The organism is Massilia brevitalea, assembly GCF_030711405.1.
In the GTDB taxonomy this organism is placed as follows: domain Bacteria; phylum Pseudomonadota; class Gammaproteobacteria; order Burkholderiales; family Burkholderiaceae_D; genus Telluria; species Telluria brevitalea.
In genome coordinates, this window is record NZ_JAULSI010000012.1 from 1 (window position 1) to 15701 (window position 15701).

Consider the following 15701-nt stretch of genomic DNA (forward strand, 5'->3'; position numbering starts at 1 on the left):
CGGCGGAAGTTAGCGGGGCTTTTTTATGTAGCGAGTCGATTTATACGCTTGAGGTGGAAATCCCAAACTCTAGGGACGATAGTCGACAAAAACGTGATAGGGAACGCAATATACATCTAGCGTCTCTCCTACCTCATCCCACGATTCGCAACGAGAAATAGAATCGCGAATTACTGTTTCTACCTCTTCTTCTGTCCAATAACAGGCGCGAGCAGCGAATCGAAAAGCCACGATATCTTCCGCCGCCTTTTCGAAGTTCAGTTCACATCTAAGGAAGCACTGATTAATTCGATTTTTCGGCCATCAAGCGCGCGTAACCTATTGATTTTTAATGGCGCGAGGATTGCACTTCAGAATTAATCAGCGTCTCCCTAACACGCGGCAAGTCTGCGAAGTTCCTCATTTTGGTCTCTCTTCAGTGGGATAATTGCAGTCTAGCAAGTGAATTTATACGCACCTTTGCCGCCCAGTACCTTTAGGTTGGAGTGGTCCATGCGCAAACCGTCCAAACGGTAATTGCTCAAGGATGTCCAAGAATAGCGATAACTCGTCAGGCTACACACAAGACCACCGGTCTCGGACAACATTGTCCACCCCTCCGGCAACTTGTTGGCGTAGTTTGATGACAAAATACCTAGACATTGATGAACTAGCGACACTCTTGGGGCAGAGCGCGCAAACCATCGCGAAAAAGTTACGCAGATTCCCGCACCAGCTTCCTCCGAAGATGCACATCCCTGGCAGCAAAATGCTCCGATGGCGAAAGCATGAGGTCGAAAACTGGTTGTTTGAAACCGGACGCAGCAAGCTCAGGACCGAGACAGACTCGCCCATTGAATGACGGCGACCGTAACCACGTCAGCCAACAGAGAAATGCTGGCTGGTAGACTCACAAATTTACGTCATGTCGAGTGTTCTTTCGAAGTGCGCCATCGAAAATTTAGGCTGAGCTAAGTACGATAGCTATAGTCAAACAATCCGTTTAGAGAAACTGCAGCTAAAAATTGCTACCACAGCAATATTCATGGACTGGTTGTGACGTGGTGATGCGAGGAAGCCACTCAACCGTCGGCTGCTGCAAGTTCTTAGGAGTGTTTGTCCCCAAATTCAAATGACCGGCAGTTCCCGCTGTGGACAGTCCTGCGGACCGTGTGAACAAGCTATTGACAACGAAAACCCGTTGCCAACAGCTTGTTCACACTCTGACCACAGCAGTCCCGTGAGCACATAGATGTAGAGCGATGAACAATTTAAAATTTTTAAGAAATTTTGCCCACATGGAGCAGGTCCATTCGTCGAAAGCTGCTTTGGGGTGAGCAGTTCGGGCTCTATTCATACAAGTTCTCTGCATTTTCAGGGATACGTCATATGTGTTCGACTGGGCCTGGGCCGATGCCTACGGGCGCCATGGCCTGGAGTACTACCCGAAGCTGCTGTGCGCCATTCCCTTCACGCCGGTGGCCGGCCCGCGCCTGCTGGCGCGCGACATTGAGGCCCGCGCCGCCCTGATCGACGTGCTGCGCGCCACCCAGCAAGCCACCGAAGTCTCGTCGACCCACATCCTGTTCCCTCCCGAGGAGCATGCGCGCCAGTTGCAGGATGCAGGTTTCCTGCTGCGCAGCGGCGTGCAGTTCCATTGGCTGAATGACGGCTACGCCGACTTCGACGCGTTCCTGGCGACGCTGGAACAAAAGAAGCGCAAGAACATCCGCGCCGAGCGGCGCAAGGTGAAGGAAGCCGGCGTGACGCTGCGTCGGGTGCGCGGGGCCGACATCACGGTCGAAGAATGGCGCTTCTTCAACCGCTGCTATCGCCATACCTATGCGGCCCACCACTCCACGCCGTATCTGAACATGGACTTCTTTCGCCGCATCGGCGCCGGCATGCCGGAGAATATCCTGCTCGTGATCGCCGAGCGCGAAGGCCGGCCAATCGCGGCCTCGCTCGTGATCCACACGGCCGACACCCTGTACGGGCGCTACTGGGGCGAGATCGAGCACGTGCCCTGCCTGCACTTCGAGGCGGCCTATTACCAGCCGCTGGAGTTCTGCATCGAGCAAGGCATCAGGGTCTTCGAAGGCGGCGCCCAGGGCGAGCACAAGATGGCGCGTGGCTTCCTGCCGACCCGCACCTTCTCGGCACACTGGCTGGCGCATCCGTCGTTCGCAGATGCGATCGAACGTTTCCTTGAGCGCGAGGCGGGCGGGATCGACGACTACATGGACGAGCTGAACGAGCGCAACCCGTTCCGCAGCGCGGCCGGCTGAAACAGCGTCAGGCCGCGGCGGGTCCCATGCCCGCTTCACGCCGCGCGCCGGCCAGCAGCACCAGGGAAAACACGATCTCGATGAGGGCCCCGGCCGCCGCGCCCAGCACGGGTGGCGCATCCAGGGCGGCCAGGCCATAGCCGGCCAGCCCGAGTACCGCGCCGATGACCCAGTACAGGCGGTTGCCATAGAGCGTGTGGAAACAGAGATAGCGCCCGCCGATCACGAGCAGCATCGCCGGGAAGAACAGCTCGATGCGCCAGAGCGCAATGCCGTAGGCGAGCGGCAGCATCGCAATCATCCAGAAGGTGGTGGCCATGGCCAGCGGCCCAAGTGGATTGCCGGGGCTGTGCCGCCCCGGGGCGCCGAGCAGGCGCGCGCACAGCACGGCGATCGGATGGATGAACATGCCGCCGACAAACAGCGCCCAGATAGCGCGCTGAGGCGACAGCCAGGCGGCGACGCAGGCGGCCACGGCCCAGACGGAACCGGACACCAGCACGCCCGGTGCCCCGCCCAGGTAACCGGCGCGCATGTCGCGCTGGGCGGCAGCCGTGGTGGCGAGATCAGGGTTACTGCCGGCAGTCTGGGCAAGCGTCATGGCGTCTCCAGTGAAGTGGAGATGATCCTGCCATGATTATGTATTTATTACAACTTCAATAAGGCGCCGTTGGGGCGAGCCGGCTGTCAGTTCCAGCCGCCGGCGTTCGAAGCGTAGTGTTCGCGGTAAGGTGCGCGCGCTGCGGCCTGCTTGTGCATGACGATTTCGGCGCGTGCATGGGCCTGGGCCAGCAGGCGGGTGGCGATGGTGTTCAACAGCGTTTTCATTTCACGGTTCCCTGGCGGCGCAACCGCAACGGGGGCGCCTGGATGACAATCCTACCGTTATACGGAGGATGAAACGGAACATCCAATTCCGATTCGCAATGTCAGGTATCCGTGGCGTGAATAGGCTATTCGCTATGTTTTTCCAGCCAGGTGCGCACGCCGTCGAGCGAGCGGAAGTCGGCCACCGAGCGGCAGGCAATGTCCGGGTGCCGTGCCCCCAGCATGCGCGCCAGCGCGGCGTCGGGGCCGAGCTCCAGCGCCACCGTCACGCCCGCTTCGGCCAGGGCGTCCATGCCCTCGCGCCAGCGGATCGGTTCGGCAAGCTGGCGCGACAGGTGCTCGATGGCCTTGTCGGCTGCGTGGATCGGTTCGGCGGCGATGCCCGAGATGACCGGCGCCTGCGGAGCGCGCCAGCCCTGCTCGCGCAGCAGCCTGGCAAATGGTGCGACGGCGTCTGCCATGAAGGGCGTGTGCGAGGCCACTTCCACCGGCAAGGCCGTGGCGCGGCCGCCCGCCGCAGCGACCGCTTGCAGCAGCGCCTCACGTGCGTCGAGCGGGCCGCCGACGACCAGGCTGTCTTCGGCGGTCTCGATGGCGGGGTGGAAGCCGTGCGCGCCGGCGATGGCTGCTGCCGCGCCGGTGGCGATGCCGGAGATTGCCACCAGCGCCTGCCTCGGCGAAGCCTGCAGGCAGCCGTCCATGAGCTCGGCGCGCTGGCGCGCCAGGCGCACGGCGTGCCCCGGCGCCAGCGCGCCGGCCACGGCGTAGCCCGTCAATTCGCCGATGCTGTAGCCGGCAACGATGGCGGGCTGGGCGACGACGCTGCCCAGCGCCGTCCAGCTGGCCAGGCTGGCGGCCACGATCAGCGGCTGCGCCATGCGGTTGGCGAACAGCAGGGCGGAGTCGGCCAGGATCGATTCAAGCGGCTGCTCCAGACCGGCGCCCGCGAGCCAGCTGTCGAGCAGTGCGGCGCTGGCCGCATCGCTGCGCGCCATGTCGAACATGGCCGTGCCTTGCGCGCCCTGGCCCGGGCACAGCAGGGCGAGGCGGCTGCGCATGCTCAGGCGCCCTCGCCGCCGGCTGCGTGTACCAGCGAGGCGCCGTGCTTCCGGTCGGCTTGGCGCACTGTGCCGGCTTCGCTCGCCATGCCAGGGGCCTGCGCTGCGCAGACGGCGTACAGCAGGCAGGCGGCGGCCAGCAAGTCGGCCGCGCCGCCCGGCGACAGGCGCGCCGCGACAAACGCGTGGTGGCAGGCCAGTGCCTGCGCTTCCCAGTCGTCGTTGGCCGTGCCGCCGCGCGCCACGAAGGCTTGCGCGTGGCGCCGCACCGTCAAGGCACCCTCTTTCCCGCCGCGGTGGTACAGGTTGGTGTCGCTGATGTGCGCCATCAGGGCAAACAAGGCATCGACCCGCGCGCGCCGCATGCCGCGCCCGGCCGCCAGCGTGTTGCGCAGCACCGGCAGGGCCAGCTCGAACACCGATGGCAGGCCAAGTGCTGCTTCCTGGCGTGCGCCGCCGACGCCATGGCGCCGCCCCGCCTGCGCGCCGTGCGAGTCCGATGCACCGGGGTCGAGGTGCGCGGCCAGAGCGCCGGCCCAGCGCATCAGCAAGGTAGCGCGGATGGCCCCGGGCCTGAGCGCCACGCCGCGCGCGCGGCAGTTGCCGATGGCGGCGCACAGCAAACCCAGGCAGAACACGGCGCCGCGGTGGGTGTTGATGCCGCCAGTGGCGCGCAGCATCCTGTTCTCGGCGTCGATGCCGAGACGCTGCAGGGTGGCAAACGGCGCGTCTTCCATGCCGGCACGGGTAATGTGGACGAAATAATGGCGCAGGGCGAACAGGCTGCGCATGAAGGTGGCGGCCGTCATGTCGTCGTGGCTGCCGTTGTCGACCAGGGAGACCAGGCCAGGCTTGGGATACAGCGTCAGTTCGGCGTACAGGCTGCGCATGGCGTGACGGGCGATGGCCTGGCAGAAGGCAGCGTGGTCAGGCTCGGTCCGCGCAGTGGCAATGCCGGGGGCTCGGGCAATGGCTTGGCCACAAGCCGGGGCCAATCCCGCGCCGGGTTTCGGATCGGTCTTCGAGCCGATCCCCCGGTCGATCTGTGCGTCCAGGCTCAGCCCAGGCATGTCGCCTCCTGGAGCGTTGCCCGCAGGGCGTCCGCCGCGACCAGCGAAACGCCTTTTATTTCCTTCACCAGCACGCGGGTTCCGGGCGCGCTTCCGAGCGCCGCAGCCCACTCTTTCCATGCCACCGCGCGAGCACCGGGAAAGAGGATCTCGCCGTCGAGCGGCAACGCGTTGGCGTAGGCGCACAGCAGCGCCAGCGCGGCATCCAGCTGTGCCCGGTCGCGCGGCTGCACGAGCAGGTCGATGTCCGATGTGTCGCGCAGGTAAGCCTGGCCGGTCAGCACCTGCAGCGCCGCCGATCCATAGACGCGCAGCGCGATGCCCTGCCCGGCCGCCTCCGCTTCCAGCGCGCCCAGCGCGCCTCGCCAGTGCGGCAGAGTATTGACAAACTGCGCGACAAACTGCACACCACACTGTATGACACACTGCGCGCCACACTGCGCCCCAAGCTGCGCAACGAGCTGCGCCAGCGGCAGCGGCGGTATGGAGCGCCGCACCCCGGACGCGGGCACACGGCAGGGAATGCGCAGCTTGCGTCCATCTGCCCGTCTCGGCGGCAGCGCCAGCCCGAGCGCGACTTCGCCGGGCGCCTGGCCCACGTCGGCCCGGCGCACGACCAGCGGCCGGTCGGCGCGCTGCCAGGCGGCGATCGCAGGAACATGGTCCGCGGCAGCAGCGGCAAGCACCGCGCGCCAGCCCTCCACGCTCAGCCAGGCCAGGTCATGCCGGGCGAACATCGCCGCCCGTCCGCACCGCCTGCGCCACTGCCTGCGCCATGTGCCTGCCGCCGCGTTCCTGGCCGAGCAGCATGCGCCTGTCAACCGCGTCGACGGTTTCCAACGCCTCTACCAGCGCCGCCGCCAGTTCGTATTCCCACAGCGCCTGCAGTCCGCCCATGCGCAGGTAATTCTCGGCGCCGGGCGCGAACACGGATTCTCCCTGGCCAGTTCGGTCAGGCGTTCTTCCGGCACCTTGGTGATGCGCGCCATCGCCGGCAAGCCCATCACGCGGATGGTCGCCTGCGGCAGTGCGAAGCAGGCGTCGGCGATCAGGCCGCTGGTGATGAAACCGCCCGACAGCGCCTGGTCGTACACCAGCCCCAGCACCTTGTGCCCCTGGCGCCGCGCGAAGTCGATGCACTTGCCGAGGTGGGCCATGTAGCTGTTGATGCCCAACATTTCGTCGCGGTGGCGCAGGCGCTGGCCCTGGGTGTCGACCAGGATCAGGATGGGCCGGCCCGGATGCTCGCGCACGGTGCGCAGCACGGCCTGGGCCTGTGCCAGCGCGATCTCGATGCCGATCGGCGCGTGGTCGGTGGTGCCGATCACGGCCACGGTCTGCGCATCGGGGCCTGCACCGGCCCGGCCGCTGCCGGACAGGAAGTTGCCGTTCTCGACGATGTCGTGACCGTCCGGGAACAGGCCGTTTGCGAGGGTCTGCCAATCCATCAGTTCTCTCCTGTGCCAGGGCCGGCGCGGTACTGCGCCGCCATTGCGAGAAATGCGTCGGCCTCGAGCATGGGCACGGCGCCCGGTTCGGGCACGCCGAGCCGGCGCCACACCTCCAGCGGATCGGCCGCGTCGCCGAAGTCGCGGATGCGGCGCTCCAGCATGGTTTGCTCGGCCTGCAGGCCGTCCAGCGTGAGTGCCACCGCGGCTGCGCGGGCGGCGCCAATCGCCTCGATCGCCGCGGCGCGGAAGGCATCGGTATCGTCGGCCACCAGCACCTGGCAATCGCCCAGCAGATAGCGGTGCTTGCCGCCGGTGGTGCGCCAGACCAGCGCCCGGTCCTTCGAATCGAATTCTTCCACGCCGTTCGCGGTTTCGATGACTTCCGGTCCCGACATCGCCAGCCTGCCCTCTTCCGACATGATCACCGTGTTCGCGCAGCGCGCCGCGATGCCCATGCCGCCGAAGCAGCCATTCGCGCCGCCCACCGCCACGATCACCGGGATGCCGGCCGCGCGCGCATCGAGGATGGCGCGCATGACTTCCGACACCGCGATCAGCCCGGCATTCGCCTCGTGCAGGCGCACGCCGCCGGATTCGAGCAGCAGCAGCACGGCATAGGCACCTTCGTCCACTGCGCGCCGCAGCATGCCGACCAGCTTGGCGCCATGGACTTCGCCCACCGCGCCGCCCATGAAGCCGCCCTCCTGCGCCGCGCCGAACACCACCTGGCCATCGAGCAGGCCGCGCCCGACCACCACACCGTCGTCGAACGACACCGGGGCATCGAGCTGGGCCAGGTGCGGGCTGACGACGCGCGCGCCGGGCGCCAGGAATTCCTCGAACGAGCCAGCGTCGAAGATGTGGGGAATGCGCTGGCGCGCGCTGAGTTCGAGATAGCTGCTCACGGCGGGCCTCCCGTCACCGATTCCACGGCCTGGTCCAGGCGCAGGCTGACCACGGCCGGGGTGGCGCCCATGTCGTTGATGCAGATGCGCGTGTCCATCAGCTGCCAGCGCGCGTGGAAATCGCGCATCACGGCTTCCCAGGTGGCGCCGAAGCCATTCGCTGCGGTGCGCACCTCGATCTCGCAGCCACCGTTCAGTGCCGCCGGCTCGATCAGCACCTCGAGGTTGCCGGAGCTGACCACGCCCACCAGTTGCGGCGCGCCGGGCAGCGGCCGGCTGCCGGCGTCGAAACGAAAATGTAGCGTTTCCATCGTCTCCCTTGTCCTTTCGGCTTACCAGTTCCGGAAGCGCTTCGGCGGCTCGTACAGGCCGCCGGATGCGCGCACCAGGCCCTTCATGTTCTTTTCGGCCAGCAGGTCGCGCGTGGCCAGGCGCTTGTCGACGCCCAGGTCTTCGGGGCGCTGGACGATGCCGCGGTCGCGCAGGTTTTCCACCATGCGCTTGTCGCGCGCCATGCCCACCGGCGTATAGCCGGCCACGCCGCGGATCGCCTGCTCGCGCTCTTCCTCGGTGCGGCACAGCAGCAGGTTGGCGATGCCCTCCTCGGTCAGGATGTGGGTCACATCCTCGCCGTAGATCATCACCGGCGGTATCGCCATGTTGGCCTGCTCGGCCAGTTGCCAGGCGTCGAGCCGTTCGACGAACGCCGGCGCCATGTGCTCGCGGAAGGTTTCGACCATCTGCACTACCAGCTTCTGCCCGCGCGGCACCAGGTTGCGGCCTTCGCGCGCCTGGCGCCCCGCCTTCAGCCAGGCCGGGCTGGTGTGACGCCGCCCGCGCGCATCCGACCCCATGTTCGGTGCGCCGCCGAAGCCGGAAATGCGCCCCAGCGTCGCTGTCGAGGAATTGCCCTGCAAATCGATCTGCAGCGTCGAGCCGATGAACATGTCGCAGGCATAGTGCCCGGCCGCCTGCGAGAAGGCGCGGTTGCTGCGCATCGAACCGTCCGGCCCGGTAAAGAAGACATCGGGCCGCGCGCGGATGTAGTTTTCCATGCCGAGTTCCGAGCCGAAGGAATGCACCGATTCGACAAAGCCGGCCTCGATGGCCGGGATCAGGGCCGGGTGCGGATTCAGGGCCCAGTGGCGCGCGATCTTGCCCTTCAAACCAAGGCTGGCCGCATAGGTCGGCAGGATCAGTTCGATGGCGGCGGTGTCGAAGCCGATGCCGTGGTTCAGGCGCTCGACCTGGTATTCCGCGTAGATGCCCTTGATCGCCATCATCGCCATCAGCACCTGGATTTCGGAGATCTGGGCCGGGTCGCGCGTGAACAGCGGCTCGATGTAGTAAGGCTGGGGCGACTGCACCACGAATTCCACCCAGCCGGCCGGGATGTCGACGCGCGGCAGCTTGTCGACGATCTGGTTGACCTGGGCGATGACGATACCGCTTTTGAAGGCCGTGGCTTCGACGATGGCCGGCGTGTCCTCGGTGTTCGGTCCGGTGTAGAGGTTGCCTTCGTGGTCGGCCATCTCGGCCGCCACCAGGGCCACGCGCGGCGTCAGGTCGACGAAGTAGCGCCCGAACAGTTCGAGGTAGGTGTGGATGGCGCCGATATTCAGCTGGCCCGCTGCCGCGAGCTTGGCCAGGCGCCCGGCCTGCGGCCCGGAAAAGGAAAAGTCCAGGCGCGAGGCAATGCCCTTTTCGAACACGTCGAGGTGCTCGGGCAGCGACAGCACCGAGAGCAGCATGTGCAGGTCGTGAATGCGCGCCGGGTCGAGCTTGGCGAGCGCCTTGCCGAGGAAATCGGCCTGCTTCTGGTTGTTCCCTTCCAGGCAGACCCGGTCGCCCGGCTCCAGCACCGCGTGCAGCAGGTCGGCGATGCGTTCGGCTGGCACGCGCTTGCCTTGCAGCGCGGCGCCCAGGGCCTCGCCTGCCCGCGCCAATCGGGCGCTGCGATTGGCCTGCTGGCGGTTCCAGCGGTTTTCCACGTCAGCCATCTTCATCCTTTCGAATCGTTACAGCACCACGAACAGCAACCACACCACGGCGGCGCCACCAGCGTCACGATGCCGCCGTAGATCATCAGCTGGCGCAGGAAGACGTCGCGGTCGATGCCCTGGGCATTCGCCAGCACCAGCGCGCCGTTGGTCGAGAACGGGCTGACGTCGACGATGGTCGAGGCCACCGCCATGGCCGCGATGAAGCCGATCGGGTCGACCCCGGTGCCGGCCTGCAGGAAGGGCACGGCCAACGGAATCAGCGAGCCCAGCACGGCAGTGGACGAGGCAAACGCCTAGACGATGGCGCCGACAAAGCACAGCAGCAGCGCCACTACCAGCGGCGAGGTCAGGCTGGCCACGCTGTCGCCGACAAAGGTGATCGTGCCCATCTTCTGCATCACGCCGACATAGGTGCTGACGCCGACGATCAGCATCACTTCCGGCCAAGACACCTGGCCGATGGCGCGCTTTTGCACCTGCGGCGCCATCATCGACAGCAGCAGGCCGATGGTAATGGCCACGAAGCCGATGTCGAGTTCGTAGGCCAGGGTCAGCACGGCCAGCGCGACCAGGCCGACGACTGTCGCCAGCTGCTGCACCGTCACCGGCACGTCTTCGGTCAGCACCGAGGTCCTGACCGCCCCCGCTCCTGCGCCCGCAGCCGGGCCAGGATTCACGGCATTCACCGAATCCGGCGAGCGGTTGCGCATCAGGCGTTCCTCGCTGAGGGCTTCGCCTTCGGCTTCGTCGAAGATCTGCGGCCCCTGCGCCGCCACCGCTACCGGCGTGCCATAGCCCGGAACCTGGATGCCCAGCGCGGCGTTACCGCCGCCGGCCGGAGCCTGGCGCATCAGGCGCAGGCCGCCGAACACGAAGAACAGGATCAGCGCCACGCCGAAGTTGACCCCGAGGCTAACAAAAGCCGTGGTCAGCTCGGAGATCGGCAATCCCGCCTTCTGCACGATCTTGTTGGTGATGCCGCCATAGATGCTGATCGGCGAAAAGCCGCCGCCCTGGGCGCCGTGGATCACCATCAGGCCCATCATCAGCGGGTTGATGCCGTACTTGGCCGCGAAGCCGAGCGCGATCGGGGCGATGATCGCCACCGCCGCCGGACTGACCGCGCCGACCGCCGTCAGGACCGCCGCGATCGCGAACATTACCCAGGGAATGGCGGCGATGCGTCCGCCCACCGCGCGCACAGCAAGGCGCACCAGCCAGTCGATGGTGCCGTTGTTCTGGGCCTGGGCGAACAGGAAGGTGATGCCGACCAGCGTGAGAAAGAGTTCGGCCGGGAAGCCGGCCATGATGGCCTTGGTCCCCATGCCGGCCACCAGGGTGCCGATCAGGAAGGCGCCGACAAAGGCGATGACGCCCATGTTGATCGGCAGGATGGTGGCGATCACGAACATGAGCGCCAGCGCGTAGATCGAAAGCATGTGAGAAGACACCGCCATCTCCCTCATGTGTCGCGCCGACTGCGCGGCGCTTTGGTCCAACGTCTCCATTGCATTGCCCGTACGGGAAGCGCCCGCGGAAGGCATGCTCTTTTGTCAGCAGTGACGGTAACGCCGAATGCGGCCGCGATCAATTCCGGACAGCGACGGACGTTTACTGTTGGCGTAAGTCTTGGAGCGGCGTCAGGTGGCGAAGTTCAGCCGGCCGGTGCACCGGGTTTGTGCTTGAGCATGCGGCAGACGGCTGCCAGCGCCAGCAGGTTGGGATCGCGCTCGCACACCCGCAAAAAACAGAGCCCGATGGTCTGGCGCACCGGGTAGTCGCGCGTCAGCGGGATCAATTGCACCTTGTCGCCGAACACGCCGCGCATGCGCCCCGGCAGCAGCGTGCAGCCGATGCCAGCGCTGACCAGGTTCATCAGCGAAAAAATGTCGGCCACGCGCATCGTCACGATCGGTTCGAAGCCGGCGATGCGGAAGGCTTCCTGGAAGCCCTGGTAGGTCACGAAGCCCTCGCTCAGGCTGACGAATTTTTCGCGCGCGCAGGTGCGCAGGTCGACCTCGCCCAGCCCGGCATAGCGCGAATTGGCCGGCGCGGCAAAGAAGACGTCGTCCTCGAACAGCGGAATCGATTCGACGTCCGGGTCGGGTGGGGGCACGGCGATCAGGGCGGCGTCGATGGCGTTTTGCCTGAGCTTGTGCAGCAGGTCGGCGTTCGAACCGAGCACCAGTTCGGTCGACAGTTCGGGTTTGCGCAGCTTGATGCCGACGATCACCTCGGGCACGGCACTGGTGGTGAGCGAGTACAGCGAACCGATTTTCAGGCTGTCGGCCGAGTAGCCGGCGGCGCGGCGGGTGGCGGCGATGCCTTCGGCCATCAGGGCCACGACTTCGCGGCTGGCCTCGGCCAGCACCTGGGCCGCCGCGGTCGGCGCCAAATTACGCCCCTTCAGCTCGAACAATTGGCAGCCGGTGCCCTCTTCCAGCGAATGCAGGGCGCGGTGCACGCTGACCGCGCTGATGTCGAGCTTGCCTGCGGCGGCGCTCAGGTTGCCGCCATCCATGTAGGCCAGCAGGATCTCGAGCTTGCGGAAAGTGATCTCGTCGCTGACCTGGCTGCGCATGGCGGCTCCCGCAGCCTACACGAACAGCGAAGGCTGGCTGTCGGCATAGTCGCGCAGCAGGTTCCACACGACTTTTACGCGCCGCAGCCGGTACAGATCGGTCGGCGCGGCCAGCCAGAACGAACGCTCGGCGTGGAAGCCCGGCAGCACCTGCACCAGCTTGCCGTCGTCGGGCACGGCATACGGCGGCGCCATCATCAGGCCCATGCCCAGCGACGCCGCCTCGATCTGGGCCGTCATGCCCGAGCAGCACAGGCGCCGCCGCGGCGTGAAGCCGAGCTCGCCCATATAGGACAGCTCGCGGCTGGCCAGGCGGTCCTGCACGTAGTCGACAAAGTAATGCTGGGCCAGGTCGGACTGGTGCCGGATCGGCGGATGCTTGTCGAGGTAACCTGGCGAGGCGTACAGGTAGAAGCGGAACGAGGCCAGGCGCGTGACCATGTAGCGCCCGGTAGTGGGCGGGTCGAGCATGACGCCGAGGTCGGCCTCGCGGTTGGCGAGGTTGGCAAAGCTGGGCAGCGCCAATAAATCGATCGACAGGTCCGGGTTGGCGTCGAGCAGGTCCGCCAGCAGCGGCGCCACCACCTTCACGCCGAAGACTTCCGGCACGCCCAGGCGCACCACGCCGTGGGCCGCCACTTCGGCCCCGCCGAGCTGCTCGGCCGCCGCCAGCGCCGCACCTTCCATTGCCTCGGCATGGGGCAGCAGCGCATGGCCCATCTCGGTCAGTTCGTAGCCTTCGCGCGAGCGGTCGAACAAGGTCGAACCGAGTTCCTTTTCCAGGCGGTCGATGCGGCGCGCCACCGTGGTGTGCTCGACGTCCAGCCGGCGCGAGGCGCCCGACAGGGTGCCGGCGCGCGCCAGCTCGAGGAAGAATCGGAGGTCGGTCCACTCAGGCAGGCTGTTCATCGGCGCACTTGTTTAATGTCAAGACGACCTATTGTGCACCAGTGCACATTCCTCCTGCAATCAATTCCCTCCATCCTCTGCAAGCGCACAGAAAATGTGCGCTTGCAGCATTTTCCCTCGCTGCCATGCAGGCTGGGTCTGCACCGGGCCGGTGCAAGGCCATGTGCAAATTCGCACACAGGGTGGGCGGATTGTTATCTTTTCAGCCAGTCCGGACCGAGGCACACTGCTAACCGTGCGTAAAACGACGAGCCGAGCGTGCGCCGCCATTCCAAAATCAGGAGACAACGATGCGTCTGACAAACAGAAAAAAGAAGCTGCTCCACCGTTCCGCCGCCGCCCTGCTGGCCCTGTCCAGCGGCGTGCTGGGCTCTGCCCACGCCCAGCAGTCCTCGGGCGCGCCCGCGCCTGACGGCGACGCCGCTTCCGACATCCAGAAGGTGGTCGTCACCGCACGCCGCCGCGAAGAATCGCTGCAGGACGTGCCGGTCTCGGTCACGGCGTTTTCCGCCGATCAACTGTCCAAGCAGGGCGTGCCCGACGTGACCGCCCTGGCCCTGGCGCTGCCGAACACCACGCTGAAGGCCTCGCGCGCCACCAATTCCACCCTCACCGCCTTCATCCGCGGCGTCGGCCAGGCCGACCCGCTGGCCGGCTTCGAGTCCGGCGTCGGCATCTATATCGACGACATCTATCTCGCCCGCCCGCAGGCCGCCGTGGCCGACATCTACGACGTCGAGCGCATCGAGGTGCTGCGCGGCCCGCAAGGCACGCTGTACGGCCGCAACACCATCGGCGGCGCGGTCAAGTACGTAACCCGCAAACTCGGTTCGAAGCCCGACGTGCGCCTGCGCGCCACCGCCGGCAACTACGGCCAACTCGACGGCGTGGCCACCGCCAGCACCCCGATCAGCGACACCGTCCGCATCGGCGGCACGGTCGCGCGCTTCAAGCGCGACGGCTTCGGCACCAACCTCTACACCGGCGCCGAGAACTACGACAAGGACGTCACCGCCCTGCGCCTGTCGGCCGAGTTCACGCCCACGCCCGAACTCTTCATCCGCATCGCCGGCGACGGCACGAAGGACGACTCGAATCCGAAGAACGGCCACCGCCTGACGGTCGGCCGCACCAGCGGCGCGCCGATCCTGTCGAACGAATTCGACACCCGCGCCAACCTGACCCAGGCCCTCGGCCACGACCAGGAAGTCAAGTCGCACGGCGTTTCGGCGCTGGTGGAATACCGTTTTAACGACCAGTTCAGCGCCAAGTCGATCACGGCCAGCCGCAAAGACAAGTCGTACGCGCCGATCGACTTCGACGCCCTGCCCGTGGTCGACATGGAAGTGCCGGCCCTATACACCAACAAGCAGTTCAGCCAGGAATTCCAGCTCACCTATACCGGCGCGCAAATCCAGGGCGTCGCCGGCCTGTACTACATCGACGCCAACGCCTACAACAAGTTCGACACGGTGCTGGCCGGCCTCGCGCCGACCTCGACCTTCACCAGCGGCGACATCGACACGAAGGCCTGGGCCGCCTACTTCGACGGCAGCTACAACTTCACCGACGCCTTCAGCCTGTCGCTGGGCGGGCGCTACACGGTCGACGAGCGCACCGCCTCGATCTACCGCCAGATTTATTTCGGTCTGGCCGGCACCCCGGAGATGGGTAACCCGGGCGCCATCCTGTTCCGCACCGATACCGACTTCCGCAACGGCACGCTCAAGCGCAAGGACAAGAAGTTCACCCCGCGCGTGGCCCTGGGCTACAAGGTCAACGCCGACCACAACGTCTACGCCTCGTATTCCGAAGGCTTCAAGGGCGGCGGCTTCGACCCGCGCCTGAACATGGTCGGCACCCGCCTGACCGAAGCCCAGGCCCGCGCCGGCTACGAGCCCGAAACCATCGAGACGGTCGAACTGGGCCTGAAGTCGGCCTTCAACGGCGGCCGCATCACCACCAACGCCGCCGTGTTCTACAGCGACTACAAGGATGTGCAGATCCCGGGTTCGGTGGCGATCGACACCAACGGCGACGGCCGCGACGACAGTTTCGCCGGCGTGACCACCAACGCAGGCAAGGCCAAAATCAAGGGCGTCGAACTGGAAGCCATCGCCAACATCACGCGCGATTTCACGATTGCCGGCATGTACAGCTACATCGACGCCGACTACAAGGAATATTTTGTTGCCGGCGTGAACGTGGCCGACCAGCGCGTGTTCCAGAACACGCCGAAGAACTCGGCCAACCTGCGCGCCAACTACGACATCGCCCTGCCCCTCATGGGCCACAACGGCAAGATTTCGCTGATCGGCAGCGTGTCGTACAAGGGCGCCACCAACCAGTTCGAGACCGTGTCGCTGCTGGATCAGGACTCGTATAAATTGTGGGATGCGAGCATCGTCTGGACCCGCGCCGACGGCAAGATCCGCGCCGGCATCCATGGCAAGAACCTGAACGACGAGCGCTACAAGACCGCCGGCTACCTGTTCCCGACCCTCGGCAACGAGGGCACGCTGACGGCCTTCTACGGCAACCCGCGCACGGTCTCGGCCACCGTCGAGTACCGCTTCTGATTGCGGCGTTGCACCTGGGCATCCGGGCGCAGCCCGTCCGGATGCCCGCG

General features: G+C 66.0%; 11 protein-coding genes and 3 pseudogenes. 2 read left to right on the forward strand and 12 right to left on the reverse strand.

Annotation, left to right across the window (positions count from 1 at the left end):
- Positions 1 to 1367 precede the first annotated feature (1367 nt).
- Positions 1368 to 2267: pseudogene (locus QWL29_RS09345) on the forward strand (GNAT family N-acetyltransferase); the annotation flags it as partial.
- Between the two features lie 7 nt (positions 2268 to 2274).
- On the opposite strand, the gene QWL29_RS09350 reads toward QWL29_RS09345, so the two are convergent.
- From QWL29_RS09350 to QWL29_RS09405, 12 genes and pseudogenes are all read right to left on the reverse strand, one after another.
- Positions 2275 to 2868: a DUF7010 family protein gene (locus QWL29_RS09350; protein WP_305822620.1), complete on the reverse strand. Its 594-nt coding sequence runs from the start codon at positions 2866 to 2868 to the stop codon at positions 2275 to 2277.
- 86 nt (positions 2869 to 2954) lie between these two features.
- Positions 2955 to 3095: a hypothetical protein gene (locus QWL29_RS09355; protein ID WP_305822621.1), complete on the reverse strand. Its 141-nt coding sequence runs from the start codon at positions 3093 to 3095 to the stop codon at positions 2955 to 2957.
- A 125-nt stretch (positions 3096 to 3220) separates the two neighbouring features.
- Entirely contained in the window at positions 3221 to 4153 is a 933-nt protein-coding gene (locus QWL29_RS09360; protein WP_305822622.1) for an ACP S-malonyltransferase, read from the reverse strand.
- Positions 4154 to 4155: 2 nt separating this feature from the next.
- Positions 4156 to 5223 carry a triphosphoribosyl-dephospho-CoA synthase MdcB gene (mdcB, locus tag QWL29_RS09365; RefSeq protein WP_305822623.1) on the reverse strand — a complete coding sequence of 356 codons (1068 nt, stop codon included), beginning with the start codon at positions 5221 to 5223 and terminating at the stop codon, positions 4156 to 4158.
- Entirely contained in the window at positions 5211 to 5960 is a 750-nt protein-coding gene (gene mdcG / locus QWL29_RS09370; protein WP_305822624.1) for a malonate decarboxylase holo-[acyl-carrier-protein] synthase, read from the reverse strand. The genes mdcB and mdcG overlap by 13 nt, the downstream gene beginning before the upstream one ends.
- Positions 5944 to 6671: pseudogene (locus tag QWL29_RS09375) on the reverse strand (biotin-independent malonate decarboxylase subunit gamma). Before QWL29_RS09375 ends, mdcG begins: the two are co-directional and overlap by 17 nt.
- On the reverse strand, positions 6671 to 7579 hold the full coding sequence (locus QWL29_RS09380) for a biotin-independent malonate decarboxylase subunit beta (protein WP_305822625.1): 909 nt from the start codon (positions 7577 to 7579) through the stop codon (positions 6671 to 6673). Before QWL29_RS09380 ends, QWL29_RS09375 begins: the two are co-directional and overlap by 1 nt.
- The gene (gene mdcC / locus QWL29_RS09385; RefSeq protein WP_305822626.1) at positions 7576 to 7890 is read right to left on the reverse strand and encodes a malonate decarboxylase acyl carrier protein; all 315 of its coding nucleotides are present in this window, start codon (positions 7888 to 7890) and stop codon (positions 7576 to 7578) included. Before mdcC ends, QWL29_RS09380 begins: the two co-directional genes overlap by 4 nt.
- A 21-nt stretch (positions 7891 to 7911) precedes the next feature.
- On the reverse strand, positions 7912 to 9579 hold the full coding sequence (gene mdcA / locus QWL29_RS09390; RefSeq protein WP_305822627.1) for a malonate decarboxylase subunit alpha: 1668 nt from the start codon (positions 9577 to 9579) through the stop codon (positions 7912 to 7914).
- 18 nt (positions 9580 to 9597) lie between these two features.
- Positions 9598 to 11033 (reverse strand): annotated as a pseudogene (locus QWL29_RS09395) (SLC13 family permease).
- A gap of 203 nt (positions 11034 to 11236) precedes the next feature.
- Positions 11237 to 12163 carry a LysR substrate-binding domain-containing protein gene (locus QWL29_RS09400; protein WP_305822628.1) on the reverse strand — a complete coding sequence of 309 codons (927 nt, stop codon included), beginning with the start codon at positions 12161 to 12163 and terminating at the stop codon, positions 11237 to 11239.
- Between the two features lie 15 nt (positions 12164 to 12178).
- On the reverse strand, positions 12179 to 13072 hold the full coding sequence (locus tag QWL29_RS09405) for a LysR family transcriptional regulator (RefSeq protein ID WP_305822629.1): 894 nt from the start codon (positions 13070 to 13072) through the stop codon (positions 12179 to 12181).
- Between the two features lie 290 nt (positions 13073 to 13362).
- On the opposite strand from QWL29_RS09405, the gene QWL29_RS09410 reads away from it, so the two are divergent.
- Positions 13363 to 15651, forward strand: coding sequence for a TonB-dependent receptor (locus QWL29_RS09410; protein WP_305822630.1), 2289 nt, complete (start codon positions 13363 to 13365; stop codon positions 15649 to 15651).
- The last annotated feature ends 50 nt before the right edge of the window (positions 15652 to 15701 follow it).

What these genes read in the sequence shown, in the direction of transcription:
- mdcA (WP_305822627.1), bottom strand. Translation starts at nt 9,579, where the DNA reads ATGGCTGACGTGGAAAACCGCTGGAACCGCCAGCAGGCCAATCGCAGC.
- QWL29_RS09400 (WP_305822628.1), bottom strand. Translation starts at nt 12,163, where the DNA reads ATGCGCAGCCAGGTCAGCGACGAGATCACTTTCCGCAAGCTCGAGATC.
- mdcB (WP_305822623.1), bottom strand. Translation starts at nt 5,223, where the DNA reads ATGCCTGGGCTGAGCCTGGACGCACAGATCGACCGGGGGATCGGCTCG.
- QWL29_RS09360 (WP_305822622.1), bottom strand. Translation starts at nt 4,153, where the DNA reads ATGCGCAGCCGCCTCGCCCTGCTGTGCCCGGGCCAGGGCGCGCAAGGC.
- mdcC (WP_305822626.1), bottom strand. Translation starts at nt 7,890, where the DNA reads ATGGAAACGCTACATTTTCGTTTCGACGCCGGCAGCCGGCCGCTGCCC.
- QWL29_RS09350 (WP_305822620.1), bottom strand. Translation starts at nt 2,868, where the DNA reads ATGACGCTTGCCCAGACTGCCGGCAGTAACCCTGATCTCGCCACCACG.
- mdcG (WP_305822624.1), bottom strand. Translation starts at nt 5,960, where the DNA reads ATGTTCGCCCGGCATGACCTGGCCTGGCTGAGCGTGGAGGGCTGGCGC.
- QWL29_RS09355 (WP_305822621.1), bottom strand. Translation starts at nt 3,095, where the DNA reads ATGAAAACGCTGTTGAACACCATCGCCACCCGCCTGCTGGCCCAGGCC.
- QWL29_RS09410 (WP_305822630.1), top strand. Translation starts at nt 13,363, where the DNA reads ATGCGTCTGACAAACAGAAAAAAGAAGCTGCTCCACCGTTCCGCCGCC.
- QWL29_RS09405 (WP_305822629.1), bottom strand. Translation starts at nt 13,072, where the DNA reads ATGAACAGCCTGCCTGAGTGGACCGACCTCCGATTCTTCCTCGAGCTG.